This window comes from Streptomyces sp. NPDC030840, assembly GCF_055572015.1.
This window is the reverse complement of the sequence record NZ_JBVIEE010000030.1, coordinates 86,024-107,799: the sequence shown is the minus strand read 5'-3', so window position 1 is coordinate 107,799 and position 21,776 is coordinate 86,024. Positions and strand designations below refer to the sequence as shown.

Genomic DNA, 21,776 nt, shown 5'->3' with positions numbered 1-21,776 from the left:
TCCTCCTGGGGCCCTCCTGAGGGCCCTCCTGGGGGGCCGACCGACCGTCGGGTATGTGCCGCGGGATACCATCTCTGTCGCCATGCAGAAGAACCCCACCTACACCAGCCTTGTCGCGGTCGGCGACTCCTTCACCGAGGGCATGTCGGACCTGTTGCCCGACGGTTCGTACCGCGGCTGGGCGGATCTCCTCGCGGCCCGTATGGCCGCGCGGACGCCCGGCTTCCGGTACGCCAACCTGGCCGTGCGCGGGAAGCTCATCCAGCAGATCGTCGACGAGCAGGTGGACACGGCGGCCGCGATGCGGGCGGACGTGGTCACGCTGGTCGGCGGCCTCAACGACACGCTGCGGCCCAAGTGCGACATGGGACGGGTGCGCGGGCTCCTCGAGGAAGCCGTCGAGAAGCTCGCCCCGTCGTGCGAACAGCTCGTCCTGATGCGCAGCCCCGGCCGTCAGGGCCCGGTTCTGGAGCGGTTCCGGCCGCGAATGGAGGAGCTGTTCGCCTGCGTCGACGAGCTGGCGTCCCGGCACGGAGCGGTGGTCGTCGACCTGTACGGGGCACCCTCGCTGAGTGATCCCCGGCTGTGGGACGTGGACCGGCTGCACCTCACGGCCGAGGGGCACCGGCGTGTCGCCGAAGCGGTCTGGCAGGCCCTCGGCCACGAGCCGGAGGACACGGACTGGCGTACGCCGCCGGCGGCGACGGCGCCGCCCGCGTGGGCCGCGCGCCGGGTGGCCGACGTCCGCTTCGCCCGGCAGCATCTGCTGCCGTGGTTCGGGCGCCGGCTGACGGGACGGTCGTCCGGGGACGGCCGCCCGGCGAAGCGTCCCGAGTTGCTGCCGTACGAGGGTTAGGCAGCCTGGGGAAGGGGCCGGTAGCGGCCCGCGTCGGAGGGAGCAACCGTGGCCACCACCGTGATCAACCTCAAGGGCCACATCCAGGAGTTCGGCCCCCGGCTGGAGAACGCCCCGGACGACCTGGTCTACGTCGGCCGTCGCTGGACCATGGGCCACTGGGACCTGCCCCAGCACCCGCTCTACAACCCGTTCCAGTACGACACCCCCAAGAAGAAGCGGGACGGGACGCGTGCCGAGATCATGGTGAAGTACCGCCAGTACCTCATGGACCGGCCCGACCTCCTCGCCCTGGTGCCGGAGCTGCGCGGCAGGACGCTGGCGTGCTGGTGCGCGCCGGAGCTGTGCCACGCGGACATCCTGGCGGAACTGGCGGACGCCTCCGGGAAGCGGGAGTAGGGCCCGGCTCCGCCCGCCTGGGTTCGTAGCTTCCTCCGAAGAACCCCGCGGCGCCGGCCTGCACGTATCGCCAGTAGAATCACGACACGTGACTTCTGCGCCAGCCAAGCCCCGCATCCCGAACGTCCTCGCCGGACGGTACGCCTCCGCCGAGCTCGCCACGCTCTGGTCGCCCGAGCAGAAGGTGAGGCTGGAGCGGCAGCTCTGGCTGGCCGTGCTGCGGGCCCAGAAGGACCTGGGGATCGAGGTGCCGGACGCGGCCCTCGCCGACTACGAGCGGGTGCTCGACCAGGTCGACCTGGCGTCGATCGCCGAGCGTGAGAAGGTCACGCGGCACGACGTGAAGGCGCGGATCGAGGAGTTCAACGACCTCGCCGGGCACGAGCACGTCCACAAGGGCATGACGTCCCGCGACCTCACCGAGAACGTGGAGCAGCTGCAGATCCGGCTCTCCCTGGAGCTGATGCGCGACCGCACGGTGGCGGTGCTGGCGCGGCTCGGGAAGCTGGCGGGCGAGTACGGCGAGCTCGTCATGGCGGGCCGTTCGCACAACGTGGCCGCGCAGGCCACCACACTCGGCAAGCGTTTCGCGACCGCCGCCGACGAACTCCTCGTCGCGTACGGCCGGGTCGAGGAGCTGCTCGGCCGCTACCCGCTGCGGGGCATCAAGGGCCCGGTGGGCACCGCGCAGGACATGCTGGACCTGCTGGGCGGGGACGCCGGCAAGCTCGCGGAGCTGGAACAGCGCATCGCCGAGCACCTCGGCTTCAGCCAGGCCTTCACGTCGGTCGGCCAGGTCTACCCGCGCTCGCTGGACTACGAGGTCGTGACCGCGCTGGTGCAGCTGGCGGGCGCGCCCTCCTCGCTGGCCAAGACGATCCGGCTGATGGCCGGGCACGAGCTGGTGACCGAGGGCTTCAAGCCGGGCCAGGTGGGTTCGTCCGCCATGCCGCACAAGATGAACACCCGCTCCTGCGAGCGCGTCAACGGCCTGATGGTGATCCTGCGCGGTTACGCCTCGATGACCGGTGAGCTGGCGGGCGACCAGTGGAACGAGGGCGACGTGTCCTGCTCGGTGGTGCGCCGGGTGGCGCTGCCGGACGCGTTCTTCGCGCTGGACGGGCTGCTGGAGACGTTCCTGACGGTGCTCGACGAGTTCGGCGCGTTCCCCGCGGTCGTGGCCCGGGAGCTGGACCGCTACCTGCCGTTCCTCGCCACCACCAAGGTGCTGATGGGCGCGGTGCGCGCGGGCGTGGGCCGCGAGCTCGCGCACGAGGCCATCAAGGAGAACGCCGTCGCCTCGGCCCTCGCGATGCGCGAGCAGGGCGCCGAGCGCAACGAACTGCTCGACAAGCTGGCCGCCGACGAGCGCATCCCGCTCGACCGGGAGCAGCTCGACGCGCTGATGGCCGACAAGCTGTCGTTCACGGGCGCCGCCGCCGGCCAGGTCGGCGTGATCGTGGGCCGGATCGAGGAGATCGTGAAGCAGCGCCCGGAGGCCGCGGGCTACGCGCCGGGGGCGATCCTCTGACGCGGTTCACCGCCGCCGAGCTGGAGGCCGCCCGCGACCGTCTCGTACCGGACGTCGTCGCGGACGGTCTCCGTGTGCTGTTCTGCGGCATCAACCCGGGGCTGATGACCGCCGCGACGGGCCACCACTTCGCCCGTCCCGGCAACCGTTTCTGGCCGGTGCTGCACCTGTCCGGCTTCACTCCACGGCTGATGAAGCCGTCCGAGCAGGGCGAGTTGCCGTCGTACGGTCTCGGGATCACGAACGTGGTGGCGCGGGCGACCGCCCGTGCGGACGAGCTGACCGCCGAGGAGTACGCGGAGGGCGGACGCCTGCTCACCGCCAAGGTCGAGCGGCTGCGGCCGCGGTGGCTGGCCGTGGTGGGCGTGACCGCGTACCGGGCCGCTTTCGGCGACCGCAAGGCCGTCATAGGGCCGCAGGAACGGCGGATCGGCGATACGCGGGTGTGGGTGCTGCCCAATCCCAGTGGGCTGAACGCCCACTGGACGGCGGCGACGATGGCGGAGGAGTTCGGGCGGTTGCGGGAGGCCGCCGAGCTCGCCTAGCGGTCCGGGGCCGGTCGCTCGCCCAGTGGGGCAGCGGGTCACGCGTCCCGGCGCCGTACGCTCCACGCCCCCGCCAGCAGTGCCGCCGCCGTCCAGCACGCGGTGACCGCCAGCCCGCTCCAGGGCCCGAGCGATCCCTCGGCGGTCTGGTGGAGGGCCACCTGCCCCGCCTTGTCGGGCAGGAAGTCGGCGACGCTGCCCGACGCGTCCCCGACGACGAAGGACACAAGGAGCAGGAACGGGATCAGGATGCCGAGTGTGGCGGCGCCGCTGCGCAACAGGGCCGCGAGTCCGGTCGCGAGCAGGGCCATCAGCGCGAGGTAGACGCCGCAGCCGACGGCTCCGCGCAGTTCCTCGGTCCAGGTGAGCCCGTTCGCCCGGTCGCCCATGACCGCCCGGCCCACAGCCAGGCTGACGAAGCCCGTGAGCAGGCCGACGGCCAGGGCGGGTACGCCGACCGCAACCGCCTTGGCCGCGAACCACCGCCCTCGCTGGGGCACGGCGGACAGCGTCACGCGCAGGGCGCCGCTCTGGAACTCCGAGGAGAGGGCCGTCGCGCCGAAGGCGACAGCGGCGACCTGCCCGAAGCTGACCCCGAAGAAGGCGGAGTACAGCGGGTCGAAGTCCTCGCCGCCGGCGTCGAGTGCGAAGAGCGCGGAGAAGGCGGCGGTGGCGAGAAGGATCGTGCCGAGGGCCCAGAGCAGGGACCGCAGGGTCCGGATCTTGATCCATTCGGAGTGGAGTACGGGTGTGAACGCCATGGTCAGGCCTCCTGCGGCTGGGCGGGGGACGCGGTGAACTCGGCTTCGGATGCCGTCAGATCGAGGTAGGCCTGCTCCAATGTGCCCTCCTCGGCGGACAGTTCGAGGAGGGGCAGGCCCGCGCCGGACGCGAGGCGGCCGATGTCCTCCACGCGCGCGTGGTGCACCGTCCACCGCCCGCCGTCCTCCTCGCTCGCCTCGTAGCCGTGCCGCGCGAGCAGCGCGCCCAGGGCCGGACTGTCCGTGGTGCGCATCCGGACGCGTGGCTCCACGCGAGCGTCGATGAAGTCGCGCATGGGGGTGTCGGCGAGCAGTCGGCCACGTCCGAGGACCACCAGGTGGTCGGCGAAGGACGCGGTCTCGTTCATGAGGTGGCTGGAGACGAGGACGGTGCGGCCCTCGCGGGCGAGGCGGCGCAACAACTCGCGGATCCAGATGATGCCTTCGGGGTCCAGACCGTTGGCCGGCTCGTCGAGCAGCACCACGGGCGGGTCGCCGAGCAGGGCGGCCGCGATGCCGAGCCGCTGGCGCATCCCCAGGGAGTACGTCTTCACGCGGCGGCGCGCCACCGACGCCAGACCGGTCTCCTCCAGGACCTCGTCCACGCGGCCGGGCCCGATGCGGTTGCTGACCGCGAGCGCCCGCAGATGGTCGCGGGCGGTCCGTGACCCGTGCGGGGCCTGGGCGTCGAGCAGGGCTCCGACGTGGCGCAGGGGTTCGGTGAGGGCGGTGCAGGCGCGGCCGCCGACCGTGGCGGTGCCGGAGGTGGGGCGGTCGAGCCCGAGGACGAGGCGCAGGGTGGTGGACTTCCCGGCGCCGTTCGGGCCGAGGAAGCCGGTGACCCGGCCGGGGCGCACGCTGAAGGTGAGGCGGTCCACGGCGCGTTTGCCGCCGTACTCCTTGGTGAGGGCCTTGACGTCGATGCTGGTCATGGCATCCAGCCTGGCTGCGGGAGACGGGTCGGTGCCTCCCCCGCGCGCGGAGATCGTCTCCCCCGCTCGGGGGAGGTCCGTTGTCGGTGGTGGCTGGCACGATGACGGGATGGTCCGCTTCCTGCGCCCGCTTTTCCGGGGGACGACGTACACGCGCTGGTTGCACCTGTGGGTGCCGATGCTCTTCGAGAGCGTGTGGCTGTTCATCGACATGTCGAAGCCGTGGGTGCCCGCGCTGGTGCTGATCCCGGTCGGGTTGATCCCGGCCGTGCGGCACGGCGAGGGAGTGCAGGCGCGGTTGCTGCTGGTGCCGGGTGAGCGGGACTCGGGGATCTCCACGGCGGCGTCGGTGACGTGGCGGGACCGGCTGCGTACGGTGCTGTGGCTGGAGATCCGTATGCTCCTGGGCGCGGTGGCCATGGGCAGCACCGTCTGGGGGCCGTTGCTCGCCTTCGACCTGTTCGGGGCGGCGTTCGGGCGGGTGCCGTACGACGACCCGCTCCTCGGCATCACGCAGCCGCACTGGGCGTACGCCCTCCTCGCGCCACTCCCCCTGCTCGCCCTGTACGGCCTGGTCGTCGGCCTGGGCGAGCTGGTCACCGCCCTGGCCCGCCGTCTTCTCGGGCCGTCCGCGGCGGAGCGGCTCGCCGCCCTGGAGGAGCGCACCGAGCAGCTTTTGGAGCGCAACCGCATCGCCCGGGAGCTGCACGACTCCATCGGGCACGCCCTGACCGTGGCGGTGGTGCAGGCGGGCGCGGCGCGTGCGGCGGGCGATCCGGAGTTCACCGACCGGGCCCTGGGCGCCATCGAGGACACCGGCCGGGCCGCGCTGGAGGACCTGGAGCGGGTGCTCGGCATCCTGCGCGAGGCGGACCGTCCGGTGAGCGGCCGCCCGACCCTGGCCGAGGCCGACCGGCTGCTGGAGTCGGCGCGGGCCTCCGGCGCCAAGGTCGACGCCGAGCTCTCCGGGCCCCTGGAGACCGTGCCCGGACCGGTCTCGCGCGAGGGCTACCGCATCCTCCAGGAATCGCTCACCAACGTGCTGCGGCACGCGGGCTCAGTGCCCGTCCAGGTCCGCGTCGCGGTCACGGACGGCTCCCTCGGTCTGGAGGTCCGCAACCCGCTGACGGCACGGATACCCGGGCCGGGGCGGGGCAGCGGACTGCGGGGCATACGGGAGCGTGCCGCGCTGCTCGGCGGCCGGGCGCACACGGGTCCGGACCAGGGCGACTGGCAGGTGCGGGTCGAGCTGCCGCTGGGCTGAGGGCCGAGCGGTGACGGTGCCCGCACGCCGGTGGCGGCCTCCCAGGGGCCGGTGGCGGCCCCCACAGGCTGGAAGCCGACCCCCGTGTCGCACTGTTGATCTAGTCTGGCCAGGTGCCGGTGACCGTCCTGCTCGTCGACGACGAGCCCCTCGTCCGCGCGGGGCTGCGCGCCGTCCTGGAGGCGCAGCCCGACATTGAGGTCGTCGGGGAGGCGGCCGACGGTGCCGCGGTGATCCCCCTCGTCCGGCAGCTGCGGCCGGACGTCGTGGCGATGGACGTCCGTATGCCGCTGCTGGACGGTATCGAGGCCACGCGCGCGGTGCTCAGGACCGTGCCGGAGCCGCCGAAGATCCTCGTGGTGACGACGTTCGAGAACGACGAGTACGTGTACGAGGCGCTGCGGGCGGGCGCCGACGGGTTCTTGCTGAAGCGGGCGCGGCCGGCCGAGATCGTGCACGCGGTGCGGCTGGTGGCCGAGGGCGAGTCGCTGCTGTTCCCGGCGTCGGTACGGCAGCTGGCCGCCGAGTACGGGGGCGTCGGCGGGAACCCGCGGGCGCGGGAAGCCCTGGAGCGGGCCGCGCTGACGGGGCGGGAGGCGGAGGTGCTGCGGCTGATGGCGCGCGGACTGTCCAACGCGGAGATCGCCCGGCGGCTCGTCGTCGGCACGGAGACGGTGAAGTCGCATGTGAGCTCCGTCCTCGCGAAGCTCGGCGCGCGCGATCGTACGCAGGCCGTGATCGCGGCGTACGAGTCGGGGTTCGTGGCTCCGGGCTGACGGGAGCGCGGGTTCCCGGCCGGTTCGGGCCCGGACGGGGTTCCGCCCGCGGGTCCGTAACCGGTCCGTGCCGCGAGGCTCTCGCCGCGTTCGGCCAGGACGAGTACCATCCGCCCCACACGCGCGCGACCTGGGAGGACGGACCGTGGGGCGGCTGACCGGCGGGGATCCTTCACTGCTGCGGAGAATCAATTCGGCGGTGGTGCTGCACGCGCTGCGTGCCACCGACCACGCGACACTGACCGAGATCACCCGGGTGACCGGGCTGTCCCGGCCGACGGTGGAGGGCGTGGTCGAGGGACTGGTCGAGACAGGGCTCGTCGTCGAGCAAGCCGCCGAGGAGGGCGCCGCGCGGCGGCAGGGGCGGCCCGCGCGACGGTTCCGCTTCCGGGCGGAGGCCGGCCATCTGCTGGGCCTGGACATCGGCGCCCACCGGGCGACGGCGCTCCTCGCGGACCTGGACGGCCGAGTGCTGGGCACGCTGTCCAAGGATGTCGCCGAGAAGGCACCGGCGGAGGAACGGCTGGAGCGGCTGCGCACGACGGTCGCGGAACTGCTGCGTCGCGTGGGCGTCTCCCGCGGCTCGCTGCGCGCGGTCGGCGTGGGCAGCCCCGGCATCGTCGAGAGCGGCGGCACGGTGCGGCTGTGCACGGCCCTTCCGGGGTGGACGGGCCTGGATCTGGGCGATCGGCTCAGCCGTTCCTTCAAATGCCCGGTGCTGGTCGAGAACGACGCCAACGCGGCGGCGGTCGCCGAGCACTGGAAGGGCGCGGCCACCGACTCCGACGACGTGGTGTTCGTTCTGGCGGGGCTGAGCCCCGGAGCCGGTTCGCTGATCGGCGGGCGGCTGCACCGGGGGTACGGGGGCGCGGCCGGGGAGATCGGCGCCCTCCATCTGATGGGGCGCGGGGCCAAGCCCGAGGCGCTGCTGTCGACCACGGACGAGCCCCTGCACCCGCTGGACGAGAAGGCGGTCGCCGAGGTCCTCGCCCACGCGCGTGAGGGCGACGAGCGGGCCCGCGCCGCTTTCGAACGCTTCACCGAGCGGCTCGTCCACGACGTGGCGGCGCTCGTCCTCGCCCTCGATCCCGAGCTGGTGGTCATCGGCGGCTGGGCGCCCGGTCTGGACGACGTGCTCGACCCGCTGCGCCACGAGTTGGCGCGCTGCTGTCTGCGCCCGCCCAGGGTGACGCTGTCGAAGCTGGGTGAGGCTGCCGTGGCCACGGGGGCGCTGCGGCTGGCGCTGGACCACGTGGAGGAGGAGCTGTTCGCGGTGGACAGCACGGGGGCGCTCCGCTGAGAGCAGAGTGACGGGCGGCGCCGGCACGTGCGCCTGCCCGAGGCCGCGTGGAGCGCCGTCTGCGTGACCGTGGTACGGCGGCTGCAGGCCGTGTGTGGCTGAGCGCGCCCACGCGGCGGAGCCGCATATCGACACATCCCCGCGCCCCTTTTGGGCGCGAACCGAGCGGCCCGCACAAGAAGTCGCGCCCCGGTTTTCCCGGGGCGCGACTGGTGCGGCTTCTCTGGCCGGTCAGGAGGCGCGGCGCTCCGGGCCGTGGTGGATCTCGACGCCGCCGGAGGCGCCGAACGTCAGCCGGCAGGTGTCGGCGCGGTAGGTGGCCACGGAGACCGCCGCGGTGCGCCCCTGGGCGAAGTAGCGGGTCGTGACGACGAGGACGGGGGCGCCGGGCAGCCGGTCGAGCTCCTTGGCGTCCTCCGCGCTGGCGGAGCCGAGCTCCACCGCGCGGTCCTGGCCCTCCAGCTCCAGGTGCTGGAGCTCGCGCAGCACGGCACGGGCCCGGGCCGTGGCGGAGGGCGTGTCAATGGCGGAGAGGGCGGGCACGGAGGACGCCGGGACGTAGAGCAGCTCGGCGGCGACGGGCTGGCCGCGGCTCACCCGGGAGCGGCGGACCACGTGCACCTGCTCGCCGTGGACGGACTCCAGGATGTGGGCGACCGTCTGGGGCGGGGTCGTCATCGTGCAGTCGGCGGGCTGCCAGGCGTCACCGGCCGCGCCCGGCCAGGCGTGCTCCTCGGTTCCGACGGCCACGCCCATGCGCGGCGGTGCGACCGTGGTGCCGACACCGCGGCGGCGCTGCAGCCGGCCCTCCAGTTCGAGCTGCTCCAGGGCCTGGCGGAGCGTGGCGCGGGCCACGCCGAAGCGGGCGGCGAGATCACGCTCGTTGGGCAGGATCTCGCCCACCGAGAACTCGGAGTCCAGCGCCTCACTGAGCACGGTCTTGAGGTGCCAGTACTTCGGCTCCGGCGCTGTTTCAAGCTGCGTGGTCCCCACCCTGTCCTCCGCGTTTCGCCGTGGCCCGGCGGCGTTTTAACGCCCTTGTTTATTAAAGGTTGTTGCACTTTCTCTGCGACCATAAGGCGGGCCCCACCCTTGGTCAAGACCAATCCTCCAACCAGCAGGCGACGGACAGGTCCTCCGCGGCGGAGCGTTCACAGGCTGTTCGCGGTGGCCTGCGTGCCGGACATGGGGACGAAGCCCCGGTGACGGGGAGACGAAGTCCGTGCACCGGCGGCCCGACGGCGGCTACCGGCCGAGCGGCAGGGACAGCAGTTTCTCCGGGTTGCGCAGGATGTAGACGCACTGGATGCGGCCGTCCACGATGTCGAGCTGGAACACGCTGTCGGCCTTGTCGCCGGACAGGACGACCGCCGCGACGCCGCCGTTGATCTCCATCAAGCGGAACGACACGTCCGGTACACCCTTCCGGGCCGCGCCGTGCAGGAAGCGCCCCACCTTGTCGGCCGACTCCAGGATGCGCACGGGCGCCTTGGCGAGGCCACCGCTGTCGCCCACCAGGCGGACGTCGGGGGCCAGCAGCGACATGAGGCCGTCCAGGTCTCCCCCGGCCGCGGCGGCGAGGAACCGCTCGGTCATCTCGCGGCGCTCGGCCGGGTCCACCTCGTAGCGCGGCCGCCGCTCGTCCACGTGCTTACGGGCCCGCCCGGCGAGCTGGCGCACGGCGGCCTCGCTGCGGTCGAGGGTGGCCGCGATGTCGGCGTACGGGTAACCGAAGGCCTCGCGGAGGACGAAGACCGCTCGCTCCAGTGGGGACAGGGATTCCAGGACCACGAGGACGGCCAGTGACACGGAGTCGGCGAGCACGGCCCGTTCGGCGGCGTCCGGGACGGTGTCCGCGTAGTCGGTGACGTACGGCTCGGGCAGCCAGGGACCGACGTAGGCCTCGTTGCGGGACTTCACGTGGCGCAGCCGGTCGATGGCGAGCCGCGTGGTGATCCGGACGAGATAGCCGCGTGGTTCGCGCACCTCGGCGCGGTCGGCGCCGGACCAGCGCAGCCAGGCCTCCTGGACCACGTCCTCCGCGTCGGCGACCCGCCCGAGCATGCGGTAGGCGACGCCCATCATGACGGGACGGTGTTCCTCGAAGACCTCGGTCGCGGTGTCGGTGGTCACGCTCTCCATCCCAGCCGACGGCTCCGGGCCTGTCCAGGCGATTTCACGGCGTGCGGCGTGGAGTGGGCGGCGGCCCGGGACCCGAGGGCGACCCCCGTTCCGACCAGAGCGCTGCCGAGGGCCTGCGCGATGCCGTACGAGCCCGTGCCGGCGAGTGGGGCGGTGCAGGCGGCGGCGACGGGGATGAGGCCGGAGAAGAGCGTGGCACGTTCCGCGCCGATGCGCTGCATGCCCATGTACCAGCAGACGAAGCCGATGACGGTGACGACCGCCGCCTGCCACAGCAGCGCCGCCGCCTCTGTCGTGTCCGGCGGGCGCAGCCAGGCGGTGCCGTCCATGAGGAGCCCGGCCGTCGCCGACTCGACCGCGGCGACGCCGCACACCGTGGCCGACAGCAGCCGTGGCCCGAGCGGTCGCAGCACCGGTACCGCGAGCACGGCGAACCCGACCTCCCCCACCAGCGCGCACAGGGAGAAGGCGATTCCGGCACCGTCGGTTCGGCCCCATCCCTGGACGGCGAACGCGCCCGCCGCGACGAGCGACGCGCCGAGGAGGACGAGCCGCCGCGGACGGCGCCCCTCCATGAGGGGGACGACCACGGCCACCACCACTGGCGCGCAGCCGACGAACACACCCGGTACGGCGGGTTCCGCGGTGCGCTCGGCGGCGATCACCGCGAGGTTGAACCCGACCATGCCGACGGCGGCGAGCAGCGCCAGACGGACCCACTGGCGGGGGGTCAGCCGCCGCAGGGGCGCCGTGCCGCCCCGCCCGACCAGCGGGAGGAGCAGGAGGCAGGCGAGGCCGTACCGCACGAACTGGCCGCCCGCGTACGGGTAGTCGCCGAGGACACTGTTGGCGGTGAAGGACGCGCCGACGAGGACGCAGGCGAGGGCGGCGAGGACGGTTCCGCGGGTGGTCGTGGCGTTCATGGCGGTGACGTTATGAAGGCGGGCGGCCCGGTTTAAGGTCCACTTCCATGACGTCATCGGGGACCAATCCGGGGGAGGCGCGCGGTCCATGGGCGGGGTCGGCTCCGTGGGCCGCCGCGTGGGAGCTGCTCCTGCCGGCCGCTTCGGCGCCGGCACGCGCGCGTGGGCGTACGTTGCGGACGGCGCTGCGCGAGGCCGTGCGTACGGGGCGGCTCGCGCCGGGAACGCGGCTGCCGTCCAGCCGTGAACTGGCCGCCGATCTAGGCGTGTCACGGGGCTTGGTGACGGAGGCGTACGAGCAGCTGACGGCTGAGGGATACCTGCGCAGCGGCCGGGGTGCGGGCACCTGGGTGGGCGACGCCGTACGGTCCGCGCGCCCCCGTGCGCGTGATCTCGCGCCGCGTTCCCCCGGTGCCCGCGCCGACTTCCTTCCCGGGACGCCGGACCTGTCGTTGTTCCCCCGCACCGCGTGGGCGGCGGCGCAGCGGGGCGTGCTCGCGGAACTCCCGCACCACGCCCTGGGCTACCCGGACCCGCGCGGGCTCCCCCGGCTGCGTACGGCGCTCGCGGAACTGCTCGCCCGGCGCCGGGGCGTGGTCGCGGACCCGGAGCGGGTCGTGGTGGTCTCGGGCGTGGCCCAGGCGACGGCTCTGCTCGGCTCCGTGCTCCGTGCGCGTGGGGTGCGCGCCGTCGGCGTGGAGGACCCGGGGAGCCCGCAGCACGACGCCCTCTACGCCTCCGCCGGCATCGGTGCCGTACCGCTGCCACTGGACGCGGAGGGGCTGGCCACCGGTCCGCTGCGGGAGGCCGGCGTACGGGTCGTCGTGACGACGCCCGCCCACCAGTTCCCCACCGGGATCGCGTACTCGGCTCGGCGGCGGGCCGAACTGCTCCACTGGGCGCGTTCGGTGAACGGGCTGGTCGTCGAGGACGACTACGACGGGGACTTCCGCTACGACCGTGCCCCCGTGGGCGCGCTCCAGGGCCTCGACCCCGAGCGGGTGGCGTACACGGGGTCGGTCAGCAAGTCCCTCGCTCCGGGGCTGCGGCTCGGCTGGCTGCTCGTCCCCCGGGCGCTGACCGAGGAGGTCGTGGAGCGGAAGCGGACCTCGGACCTCGGCCATCCGACGGTCGATCAGGCGGTGTTCGCCCGTTTCGTCGAACGGGGCGACTATGACCGGCAGTTGCGGCGCTGCCAGCGCGCGTACCGGGAGCGGCGCGACACGCTCGTGTCCGCCCTGGACGAACACCTTCCCGGCACCCGGGTGTCGGGGATCGCGGCAGGGCTTCATGTCATCGCCGCCCTGCCCGAGGCGTACGGGCCGCTGGACCGGTTCGTGGGGCGGGTGACGGCGGCCGGGGTCGCGGTGCGTCCCCTCGCGGACCACGGGCGGGTTCCGGACGACGGGGTGCGGCTGGTGCTGGGGTACGCGCATCTGCCGCCGGAACGGATTCGTGAGGGTGTGCGACTGATGGCACGGGCTGCCGCGTCGTGAGGGCGCACGGCTGATCGGACGCGGGGCGGACCGGGCGCGCGCGGCGGAGTGGTCCGTTCTGACGGCCGGCCGCAGGCGCCGCCACCCGCCCCCGAAGTCCGGTCGGGCAGGGCGTGGCGATCGGTCGGGCAGGGCCTGGCGATCGAGCGACGCGCCGGGAGTCGCGCACCGGTTCCCTTGTGCCGTGGGTCAGTTGTTCACTTGTGGTTTCCGTGTGCGCCTCGGTGCACCAGTAGTTGTGGCGTTGCTCATTGGCCGGATCCGTCCCTGGAGGCGCATTCATGTCACACCGTTCGCCGAGCCCTCTGCCCGGCCGCCGCAGCGTGCTGCGCGGCTCTCTCGCCGCGTCCGCGGCCCTGGCCGTGCCGGCCACGCTCGGCGCGGTTCCGGCGTTCACCCTGTCGGGGCGGCCGTCGGCCGGATGGGGGGTGCAGACAGGGGACGTGACCGCGAACTCCGGCCTGGTGTGGGTACGGTCCGACCGGTCGGCCCGGATGATCGTCGAGACGTCCGCCACCGAGTCCTTCCGCAACCCGCGCAGATGGCACGGCCCGCTGCTGGGCGCCGACACGGACTTCACCGGCACCACGCGGCTGCGGGGGCTGCCTCCGGGCGAGCAGATCCACTACCGCGTCCTGCTCGCGGACCCGGACGACCCGCGCCGCACCAGCGAGCCGGTCACCGGCACGTTCCGTACGTCGCCGGTCAAGCGCCGTGACGGAGTGCGCTTCGTGTGGTCGGGCGACCTGGCGGGCCAGGGCTGGGGCATCAACCCGGACTTCGGCGGCTACCGCATCTTCGACGCGATGGGGGCGCTGGACCCGGACTTCTTCCTGTGCAGCGGCGACAACATCTACGCCGACGGGCCGATCGCGGCGACGGCGACGCTTCCGGACGGAAGTGTGTGGCGGAACGTCACCACCGAGGAGAAGTCCAAGGTCGCCGAGTCCCTGGCCGAGTTCCGGGGCAACTTCCGCTACAACCTGCTGGACGAGAACCTGAGGGCCTTCAACGCCCGCGTGCCGTCGATCGTCCAGTGGGACGACCACGAGGTCACCAACAACTGGTATCCGGGGGAGATCCTCACCGACGCCCGGTACACCGAGAAGAGCGTCGACGTGCTGGCCGCGCGGGCGCGGCGGGCGTTCAGCGAGTACTACCCGATCTCGACGCTGCGGCCGGGCGCGCGGGACGGCCGGGTGCACCGGGTGCTGCGCCACGGCCCGCTGCTGGACGTCTTCGTCCTGGACATGCGCACGTACCGCAACGCCAACTCACCGGACGACCAGACCACCGACCCGCAGGGCATCCTCGGGGCGGAGCAGTTGGAGTGGCTGAAGCGGGAGCTGTCCCGGTCGCGCGCGGTGTGGAAGGTGATCGCCTCCGACATGCCGCTCGGCCTGGTCGTGCCGGACACCGGGGACGGCAAGCCGAACATCGAGGCGGTGGCGCAGGGCGATCCGGGCGCGCCGCTGGGCCGTGAGCTGCAGATCGCGGAGCTGCTCCGGTTCATCAAGCACCGCAGGATCACGGGCACGGTGTGGCTGACCGCCGACGTCCATTACACCTCGGCCCAGCACTACCAGCCGTCGCGTGCCGCCTTCACCGACTTCGAGCCGTTCTGGGAGTTCGTCTCCGGCCCGCTCAACGCGGGCGCGTTCCCGGCGAACGCCCTCGACAACACCTTCGGGCCCGAGCGGGTGTTCGTGAAGGCACCGACCAGGGCGAACGTCTCGCCGGCCGGCGGCTACCAGTTCTTCGGCGAGGTCGACATCGACGGTGACAGCGGGGAGCTGACGGTCCGGCTGCGGGAACTGGACGGGACCGTGCTGTTCAGCCAGGTGCTGCAGCCGGGACGAGTCGGGCAGTAAGCCGGGCAGTAAGCCGGGCAGTAAGCCGGGCAACTATACAAACCGCAACAAAGGTGAGGAAGGACACTTTACCGATCAGTCACAGAGCGTTCGTGATCACGCAACACCCTACCTTCACAGTGGTTGCATGACTTCGGACCTCTCTGATGTGAGGCGGGCGGCCAACGGTCGCCCCGCGCACCCCCGGCGGCGGAAGGCGGCCGGACTCGCCGCGCTGTTCACGACCGGCTTCCACTCGTGGTGGTCACGCCGCCACGGTCACGCCCCACCGTCGGACGATACCGGCGCCCGGCCGCTTCCCGAGGGGCAGCAGGCCGGGCCGTCCGGGACCGCCGCGGTCGACGGCGCGTCGGTGCTGTGGCGGATGAGGACGACGGTGAAGGACGCGCCCGGCTCGCTGGCCGCGCTGTGCACGGCGCTGGCCGGCCACCGGGTGGACATCCTGAGCCTGCAGACGCATCCGCTGGCCGAGGGCACGGTGGACGAGTTCCTGCTGCGCGCGCCCGAGGAACTGCCCGCGGCGGAGATCACGTGCGCGGTCTCGCGGGCGGGCGGTGCCGACACCTGGATCGAGCGGGCCGACGCCCACGATCTCGTCGACGCGCCCACCCGGGTGCTGGGCCTGGCCACCCGGACGGCACTCGACGCGGCGGAACTCCCGCTCGCCCTTCGCCAGTTGCTCGGCCGGTGCACCATCCGCTCGCTGCCCGCCACCGCCCCCGGCTCGGGCCGGGCCCAGAACGGCGTCCCGGTGGAGGGCGCCCTGGAGGACACGGTGATGCGTCTGCGGGCGCCGGAGGGCGGGGTGATCACGGTGGAGCGGCCGTATCTGCCGTTCACTCCGACGGAGTTCGCGCGGGCGCGGGCGCTGGTGGAGCTGGACACCCGGCTGGGCCCGCGCATCCCGCGCAGCCGGGACGTGCTGACACTGTCCGAGGGCAGCGACATCACCGTGCGGCGCGCCGACACGGACGACCTCGACGCGGCGAAGGCGATGCACGCGCGCTGCTCGGCGCGGACGCTGAGCATGCGCTACCACGGCCCGCTGGGCGACGCCGACCGCTACCTCAACCACCTCCTGAGCCCCCGCTTCGGCCGGACCCTCGCCGTGCAGACGGCCTCGGGGAAGGTCGTCGGCCTCGGCCACCTGCTGTGGGACGGGGACGAAACGGAGGTCGCGCTGCTGGTCGAGGACGCGTGGCAGCGGCGCGGCATCGGCGGCGAACTCCTTCGCCGGCTGGTGGCGATGGCGATCGAGGCGGGGTGCTCGAGCGTGTACGCCGTCACGACGTCCTCCAACACCGGCATGGTCGCCGCGATGCGGGGCCTGGAGCTTCCGCTCGACTACCAGGTCGAGGAGGGCACGCTGGTCATCACGGCCCGCCTCGACGGGGCGGTGGCGTCCCTGGAGGGGGCGCGGGAGCGGGAGGGCGAGCGGGTGGCGCGGGACTAGGCGGTGCGGGTGCGTGGGCGCCGGGGGGTTTCGCCCCCGCCGCCCCTACCCGTCCCATCCCCAGGGGCTCCGCCCCTTCGACTTCGACCCCGCCAAGGGGGCTGCGCCCCCTGGACCCCCATCCTTTTTCGGGGCTCCGCCCCGGACCCGGTTGCGGGGCCGCCCCCGGACCCCCGTCCTTTCGGGGCTCCGCCCCGCACCCCGTTCGGGGGCCAGCCCCCGGACCCCTGCTCCTCAAACGCCGGAGGGGCTGGATGGTGCGCGGCAGGGCTGGATCGTTCCAGGCAGCGCTGGAACTTTCCCGGCTGCGGCTTGGGTTTTCAGCCGAGACCAGGCACATCCAGCCCGTCCGGCGTTTGAGGACGAGGCCGAAGGCCGACAGCGGGGGTCTGGGGGCGCAGCCCCCAGGGACGGTGGGGGTCCCCCCGCTCGAGCGAAGCCGAGAGTGGGGGAGGGTAGGGGCGGCGGGGGCGAGGAGAAACCGGGCTCACCCCAGCGCACCGTCCAGGTCCGCCCACAGATCATCCACGTCCTCCAACCCCACGGACATCCGCAGCAACCGGTCACTCACCCCCGCCCCCCGCCGATCGGACTCCCCCACGACGCGATGGCTGATCGACGCCGGATGCTGGATCAGCGTGTCGACGCTGCCGAGGCTCACAGCCGGAGTGATGAGACGGACCCGGGCGATGACGTCGTGCGGGTCACCGTGCACCTCGAAGGCGACCATCGCCCCGCCGAGCCGCGGGTAACGGACACGCGAGACCCTCGGATCGGCGGCGAGCCGGCGGGCGAGTTCCGCGGCGGTCGCCGACGCCGCCCGCACCCGTACCGGCAGTGTCGCCAGACCGCGCAGCAGCAGATACCCGGCGAGCGGATGAAGGACGCCGCCCGTGGCGAAGCGGACCTGCCGCAGCCGCCCCGCGAACTCCTCGTCACAGGCCACCACCCCCGCCATCACGTCACCGTGCCCGCCCAGGTACTTCGTCGCGCTGTGCAGGACGAGCCGCGCGCCCTCCCCCGTCGGCCGCTGCAGCACCGGCGTCGCGAAGGTGTTGTCGGCGAGCAGCGGCACCGAGCCGCAGGCGTGGGCCACCGCCCGCAGATCGAGTTCCGCGAGCGTCGGGTTGGCCGGCGACTCGACGATCACCAGCCCGGTGTCGGGGCGCAGCGCCTCCGCGATGCCGGCGGGGTCGGCCCAGGTCACCTCGGAACCGAGCAGTCCGGCGGTCAGCAGATGGTCGCTGCAGCCGTACAGGGGCCGTACGGCCACGACGTGACGGAGCCCCGCCGAGGCGCGCACGAGGAGCACGGCGCTCAGCGCGGCCATGCCGCTCGCGAACGCGACGGCGCTCTCGGTCCCTTCGAGCCGGGCGAGGGCGGTCTCGAACCGGGCCACGGTCGGATTGCCGAGCCGCCCGTAGACCGGCGGCCCGTCGGGCACCGCGCCGTCGGCGGCGAAGGCGTCGACGCGGGCCGCCTCACCGCGGCTGTCGTACGAGGGATAGGTGGTCGACAGGTCGATCGGCGGGGCGTGCAGACCCTGGCGCGCCAGGTCCTCGCGCCCGGCATGCACGGCCTGGGTGTCCGGCGCCCAGCGGACCGCCTCACACGCGTCCACCGCCGCCCTCGTGTCCGCGCTCACTTCTACGTCACGTATGCCGGAGTCCATACGGCGCATCCTGAACATCAGCCGGGCTGGCAGGGGTACTGGCCGTGTTACGTTCGACATATGACCGAATCCGTCGAACTGGACCCGGTGGACCTGCATCTCCTGCGACTGTTGCAGAACGACGCCCGGACGACCTACCGCGATCTCGCGGCGCAGGTCGGGGTCGCCCCGTCGACGTGTCTGGACCGGGTGGCGCGGCTGCGCCGGGCGGGCGTGATCCTCGGCCATCAGCTGCGGCTCGATCCGGCCAAGCTGGGGCGGGGGCTGGAGGCGCTGCTGTCGGTGCAGGTCAGGCCGCACCGGCGGGAGCTGGTGGCGCCCTTCGTGGACCGGATCAGGGCGCTGCCGGAGTCCCGGACCGTCTTCCACCTCACCGGCCCGGACGACTACCTCGTGCACGTGGCGGTCGCGGACATGGCGGACCTGCAGCGGCTGGTCCTGGACGAGTTCACGGCGCGTCGGGAGGTGGCGCGGGTGGAGACCCGGTTGATCTTCCAGCAGTGGGACTGCGGCCCGCTCCTGCCCCCGGCGCCCGGCCGGGTGGTGCCCTGAGCCGCGGCCCGCCGCCGCCCGCGCGGCGCCCGCCTCGCCGGCTTGGGCGGTATCCGGCCGCCGCACGTCACGTGCCTGCTTCATCGAGCTGACTACGGCCCCGGCGCCATACCAAGATTGCCCGTATGTCTGACACCAAGAGCCCGCTGCCCCGTGAGGTCGCCGACGCCTACGTCGACGAGCTCATCGCCCTCGACCCGGTGACCGGTACGTACCTCGGTGTGAAGGAGAGTTCGAGCAGGCTGCCCGACACCTCGCCCGCAGGCCAGGAGGCCGAGGCGGAGCTGATGCGGGCGACGCTCGCCCGGCTCGACGAGGCGGAGCGGCAGCCGGGCGCGGACAGTGACATCGAGCGCCGCTGCGCGCGCCTGCTGCGTGAGCGGCTCACCGCGCAACTGGCCGTGCACGACGCCGAGGAGGGCCTGCGCGCGGTCGGCAACATGTCGACGCCGGCGCACCACGTGCGGGAGATCTTCACCGTGACACCCGCCGACACCGACGAGGACTGGGCGGCGATCGCCGAGCGGCTGCGCGCGGTGCCGGCCGCGCTGGCGGGCTACCGTGAGTCCCTTTCCCTCGGCCTGGAGCGCAAGCTGTACGCGGCTCCCCGCCCCACCGCGACGTTCGTCGAGCAGCTCACCGAGTGGGCGGACACGGACGGTTCGGGCCACGGCTGGTTCGACGACTTCGCGTCGTCGGGCCCCGGGTCCCTGCGCGGCGAGCTCGACGAGGCGGCCCGCGCGGCGACCGCGTCCGTCGTCGAGCTGCGGGACTGGATGCGCGACGTGTACGCGCCCACCGTCGAGGGCGCGCCCAACGTGGTGGGCCGCGAGCGGTACGCGCGCTGGTCGCGCTACTTCAACGGCACGGACCTGGACCTGGACGAGGCGTACGCGTACGGCTGGTCGGAGTTCCACCGCCTGCTCGCCGAGATGAAGCGGGAGGCGGAGAAGATCCTCCCGGGAGCCGAGACGCCCTGGGTGGCGCTCGCGCACCTCGACGAGCACGGCAGGCACATCGAGGGCGTCGACGAGGTCCGCGACTGGCTGCAGGGCCTGATGGACCGGGCGATCGAGGAACTGGACGGCACGCACTTCGATCTCGCCGAGCGGGTACGGAAGGTGGAGTCCCGCATCGCCCCGCCCGGCGGCGCCGCGGCCCCGTACTACACGCCCCCGTCCGAGGACTTCTCACGCCCGGGCCGCACCTGGCTGCCCACCATGGGGCTGACCCGCTTCCCGGTGTACGACCTGGTGTCGACCTGGTACCACGAGGGTGTCCCCGGCCACCACCTCCAGCTCGCGCAGTGGGTGCACGTCAAGGACGACCTGTCCCGCTACCAGGCGACCGTCGGCGGTGTCAGCGCCAACATGGAGGGCTGGGCCCTGTACGCGGAGCGGCTCATGGACGAGCTGGGCTTCCTGACGGACCCGGAGGAGCGGCTCGGCTACCTGGACGCGCAGATGATGCGGGCGCTCCGTGTCATCGTCGACATCGGCATGCACGCGGAGCTGGAGATCCCGGCCGACTCCCCCTTCCACCCGGGCGAGCGCTGGACGCCCGAGCTGGCCGAGGAGTTCTACGGCGCCCACTGCAGCCGTCCGGCGGACTACGTGGCGAGCGAGATGACCCGCTACCTGACCATCCCGGGCCAGGCCATCGGCTACAAGCTCGGCGAGCGCGCCTGGCTGCTGGGCCGCGAGAACGCGAGCCGGCGCCACGGCGACGCCTTCGACCTCAAGGCCTGGCACATGGCCGCCCTGTCCCAGGGAGCCCTGGGACTGGACGACCTGGTGGACGAGCTGTCACGACTGTGACCCGGTGAGCCCTCTCACCGGCGGAACCCGCCCTCCGAGTCGATGACCTGCCCGGTGACCCACGCCGCCTCGTCCGTGGCGAGCCAGGAGATGAGGCGGGCGGGGTCGTCGGGCATGCCCCAGCGGCCCGCCGGGAACATCGCGGCGACGGCCGCGTAGTCGTCGCCGGTCATGTAGTCCGTGTCCACGGGGCCGGGGTTGACGGTGTTCACGGTGACGGCGAGGTCGGCGAGGGTGGTCGACAGGGAGCGGGTGATCGAGGCGAGGGCGCCCTTCTGGAGGGCGTACGCGATCTCGCCCGGCATGCCGTTCGCGATGTCCTGCCCGGAGGTCATCATCATGACGCGCCCGCCCGGGGTACGGGGCGGGAGGGAGGCCCGGAGCCTCGCGTAGGCCTGGACGAGCAGGAGCACCGAGCGGGTGTCGACCGCCCAGTGGGCGTCGAGCATCGCCGTGTCGATGGTGTCGAGGGTGCCGTCATGGCCGGAGAGGGCGTGGTTGGCGACGAGGATGTCGAGGCGGCCGCCGAGCGCGCCCGCGGCCCGTTCGATCAGTTCGGCGGGCACGGCCGGGTCGGACAGGTCGCCCGGCCCGTCGGCCACGGACGCGTCCGGGTCGCCGAGTGCCGCGCGCACGCCCGCGGCCACCTCCTCGGGGCGGTCGGCGCCCCAGGGCATGGCGGCGTCGTGGGGAACGTGGTGGTGCAGGTACACGCTCGCCCCGTACGCGGCGAGACGGCGGGCCACGGCGTAGCCGATGCCGCCACGTCTGCTCGCTCCGGTCACGAGGGCCGTGCGACCGCGCAGGGGCAGCGGGTCGCGACGCAGTTCTTCCGGTGTGGGGTGCGGGAATCGAGGCATCGTCGACCATGGTGGGGGGTCGGTGCGTGGGGCGCACGCCAATTTCGTACGGCCCGCACGGTGCGCGCGTGTCAGGAGGCGATGCGTCGCAGGCGGACGAGCCCCAGCCAGGTCTCCGGCCCTGCCGAAACGTACGCGGCGCGGACCCCGTAGCGTCCCGGCTCCAGTTCGACGCGCAGGTGGTCCGTGCGCTGCGTACCGTCTCCCGGCCAGGCGGCGTCGAAGACGACCACCGGGCCCGGCACCGACCACTCCACCTCGGGCTCCCACAGGGCGGTCTCGAGGGCCGTGGGGACCTGCGCGAGGAGTTCGTCCTCGGAGTTCGCCGCGTACCAGCGGACGAAGGTGCCGTGGCCGGGGAGGAAGGCCGTGGAGGCGGGTTCGTCGCCCAGGACGAGCGCGCGGGTGTCACCGACGGGAAGCAACCCGATGGAGCCGTTGATGTCGCAGGCCCGGTCGTAGTCGGACGACAGGTCGTCGCCGTCCGCTCCCGTCCAGAACGGCAGCACCGCTTCCGGTACCGCGATGAGCGGTCCCCCGCCCGACTCCACCCACTCCGTCACACCTGGATCCGCGTATCGAGCCATGCGACAGAAGCTACACGGGGGGCGCCGGACGAAGATCAA

At 73.1% G+C, this 21,776-nt stretch carries 20 protein-coding genes; 12 read left to right on the top strand and 8 right to left on the bottom strand.

Annotation, left to right across the window (positions count from 1 at the left end):
- Positions 1-82 precede the first annotated feature (82 nt).
- The 4 genes from ACZ49J_RS40570 to mug all read left to right on the top strand — a co-directional run bounded on the left by ACZ49J_RS40570 (position 83) and on the right by mug (position 3,331).
- A complete protein-coding gene (locus tag ACZ49J_RS40570) occupies positions 83-856 on the top strand; it encodes an SGNH/GDSL hydrolase family protein (protein WP_467456137.1) in 774 nt (257 codons plus the stop codon).
- Between the two features lie 48 nt (positions 857-904).
- The gene (locus ACZ49J_RS40565) at positions 905-1,255 is read left to right on the top strand and encodes a DUF4326 domain-containing protein (RefSeq protein WP_467456135.1); all 351 of its coding nucleotides are present in this window, start codon (positions 905-907) and stop codon (positions 1,253-1,255) included.
- 88 nt (positions 1,256-1,343) lie between these two features.
- A complete protein-coding gene (gene purB / locus ACZ49J_RS40560) occupies positions 1,344-2,786 on the top strand; it encodes an adenylosuccinate lyase (RefSeq protein WP_467456133.1) in 1,443 nt (480 codons plus the stop codon).
- Complete coding sequence (gene mug / locus ACZ49J_RS40555) at positions 2,783-3,331, top strand: G/U mismatch-specific DNA glycosylase (protein WP_467456160.1); 549 nt, start codon at positions 2,783-2,785, stop codon at positions 3,329-3,331. Before purB ends, mug begins: the two co-directional genes overlap by 4 nt.
- Before the next feature lie 38 nt (positions 3,332-3,369).
- On the opposite strand, the gene ACZ49J_RS40550 is transcribed toward mug, so the two are convergent.
- Positions 3,370-4,092, bottom strand: coding sequence for an ABC transporter permease (locus ACZ49J_RS40550; RefSeq protein ID WP_467456131.1), 723 nt, complete (start codon positions 4,090-4,092; stop codon positions 3,370-3,372).
- Between the two features lie 2 nt (positions 4,093-4,094).
- Entirely contained in the window at positions 4,095-5,024 is a 930-nt protein-coding gene (locus ACZ49J_RS40545) for an ABC transporter ATP-binding protein (RefSeq protein WP_467456129.1), read from the bottom strand.
- Between the two features lie 109 nt (positions 5,025-5,133).
- Between ACZ49J_RS40545 and ACZ49J_RS40540 the strand changes: the two genes are divergently transcribed.
- The 3 genes from ACZ49J_RS40540 (at position 5,134) to ACZ49J_RS40530 (ending at position 8,364) form a co-directional block, all read left to right on the top strand.
- Positions 5,134-6,288 (top strand): sensor histidine kinase, encoded by a 1,155-nt coding sequence (locus tag ACZ49J_RS40540; protein WP_467456127.1) that lies wholly within the window; start codon positions 5,134-5,136, stop codon positions 6,286-6,288.
- A 113-nt stretch (positions 6,289-6,401) separates the two neighbouring features.
- Positions 6,402-7,064 carry a response regulator transcription factor gene (locus ACZ49J_RS40535; protein WP_467456125.1) on the top strand — a complete coding sequence of 221 codons (663 nt, stop codon included), beginning with the start codon at positions 6,402-6,404 and terminating at the stop codon, positions 7,062-7,064.
- Positions 7,065-7,209: 145 nt separating this feature from the next.
- A complete protein-coding gene (locus ACZ49J_RS40530; RefSeq protein WP_467456123.1) occupies positions 7,210-8,364 on the top strand; it encodes an ROK family transcriptional regulator in 1,155 nt (384 codons plus the stop codon).
- Positions 8,365-8,595: 231 nt separating this feature from the next.
- Here ACZ49J_RS40530 and ACZ49J_RS40525 read toward each other — a convergent pair whose 3' ends face one another.
- The 3 genes from ACZ49J_RS40525 to ACZ49J_RS40515 all read right to left on the bottom strand — a co-directional run bounded on the left by ACZ49J_RS40525 (position 8,596) and on the right by ACZ49J_RS40515 (position 11,429).
- The gene (locus ACZ49J_RS40525) at positions 8,596-9,357 is read right to left on the bottom strand and encodes a GntR family transcriptional regulator (protein ID WP_467456121.1); all 762 of its coding nucleotides are present in this window, start codon (positions 9,355-9,357) and stop codon (positions 8,596-8,598) included.
- Positions 9,358-9,609: 252 nt separating this feature from the next.
- Positions 9,610-10,497: an RNA polymerase sigma-70 factor gene (locus tag ACZ49J_RS40520; RefSeq protein ID WP_467456119.1), complete on the bottom strand. Its 888-nt coding sequence runs from the start codon at positions 10,495-10,497 to the stop codon at positions 9,610-9,612.
- On the bottom strand, positions 10,494-11,429 hold the full coding sequence (locus ACZ49J_RS40515) for a DMT family transporter (RefSeq protein ID WP_467456117.1): 936 nt from the start codon (positions 11,427-11,429) through the stop codon (positions 10,494-10,496). The genes ACZ49J_RS40520 and ACZ49J_RS40515 overlap by 4 nt, the downstream gene beginning before the upstream one ends.
- A 47-nt stretch (positions 11,430-11,476) precedes the next feature.
- Between ACZ49J_RS40515 and pdxR the strand changes: the two genes are divergently transcribed.
- The 3 genes from pdxR (at position 11,477) to ACZ49J_RS40500 (ending at position 16,249) form a co-directional block, all read left to right on the top strand.
- A complete protein-coding gene (gene pdxR / locus ACZ49J_RS40510) occupies positions 11,477-12,925 on the top strand; it encodes a MocR-like pyridoxine biosynthesis transcription factor PdxR (RefSeq protein WP_467456116.1) in 1,449 nt (482 codons plus the stop codon).
- 281 nt (positions 12,926-13,206) lie between these two features.
- Positions 13,207-14,796 carry an alkaline phosphatase D family protein gene (locus tag ACZ49J_RS40505; RefSeq protein WP_467456115.1) on the top strand — a complete coding sequence of 530 codons (1,590 nt, stop codon included), beginning with the start codon at positions 13,207-13,209 and terminating at the stop codon, positions 14,794-14,796.
- Positions 14,797-14,923: 127 nt separating this feature from the next.
- Positions 14,924-16,249 carry a GNAT family N-acetyltransferase gene (locus ACZ49J_RS40500; protein ID WP_467456114.1) on the top strand — a complete coding sequence of 442 codons (1,326 nt, stop codon included), beginning with the start codon at positions 14,924-14,926 and terminating at the stop codon, positions 16,247-16,249.
- Between the two features lie 487 nt (positions 16,250-16,736).
- On the opposite strand, the gene ACZ49J_RS40495 is transcribed toward ACZ49J_RS40500, so the two are convergent.
- Positions 16,737-17,939, bottom strand: coding sequence for a trans-sulfuration enzyme family protein (locus ACZ49J_RS40495; RefSeq protein WP_467456113.1), 1,203 nt, complete (start codon positions 17,937-17,939; stop codon positions 16,737-16,739).
- A 42-nt stretch (positions 17,940-17,981) separates the two neighbouring features.
- On the opposite strand from ACZ49J_RS40495, the gene ACZ49J_RS40490 reads away from it, so the two are divergent.
- Together ACZ49J_RS40490 and ACZ49J_RS40485 are read left to right on the top strand one after the other, a co-directional pair.
- Positions 17,982-18,473 (top strand): Lrp/AsnC family transcriptional regulator, encoded by a 492-nt coding sequence (locus ACZ49J_RS40490; RefSeq protein ID WP_467456112.1) that lies wholly within the window; start codon positions 17,982-17,984, stop codon positions 18,471-18,473.
- A 125-nt stretch (positions 18,474-18,598) separates the two neighbouring features.
- Positions 18,599-20,290, top strand: a complete 1,692-nt coding sequence (locus ACZ49J_RS40485; protein ID WP_467456111.1) for a DUF885 domain-containing protein — start codon at positions 18,599-18,601, stop codon at positions 20,288-20,290.
- Positions 20,291-20,304: 14 nt separating this feature from the next.
- Here the strand turns inward: ACZ49J_RS40485 and ACZ49J_RS40480 are convergent, their stop codons facing one another.
- Entirely contained in the window at positions 20,305-21,150 is an 846-nt protein-coding gene (locus tag ACZ49J_RS40480; protein WP_467456110.1) for an SDR family oxidoreductase, read from the bottom strand.
- Positions 21,151-21,221: 71 nt separating this feature from the next.
- Complete coding sequence (locus tag ACZ49J_RS40475; RefSeq protein WP_467456109.1) at positions 21,222-21,737, bottom strand: immunity 21 family protein; 516 nt, start codon at positions 21,735-21,737, stop codon at positions 21,222-21,224.
- Positions 21,738-21,776: the final 39 nt, after the last annotated feature.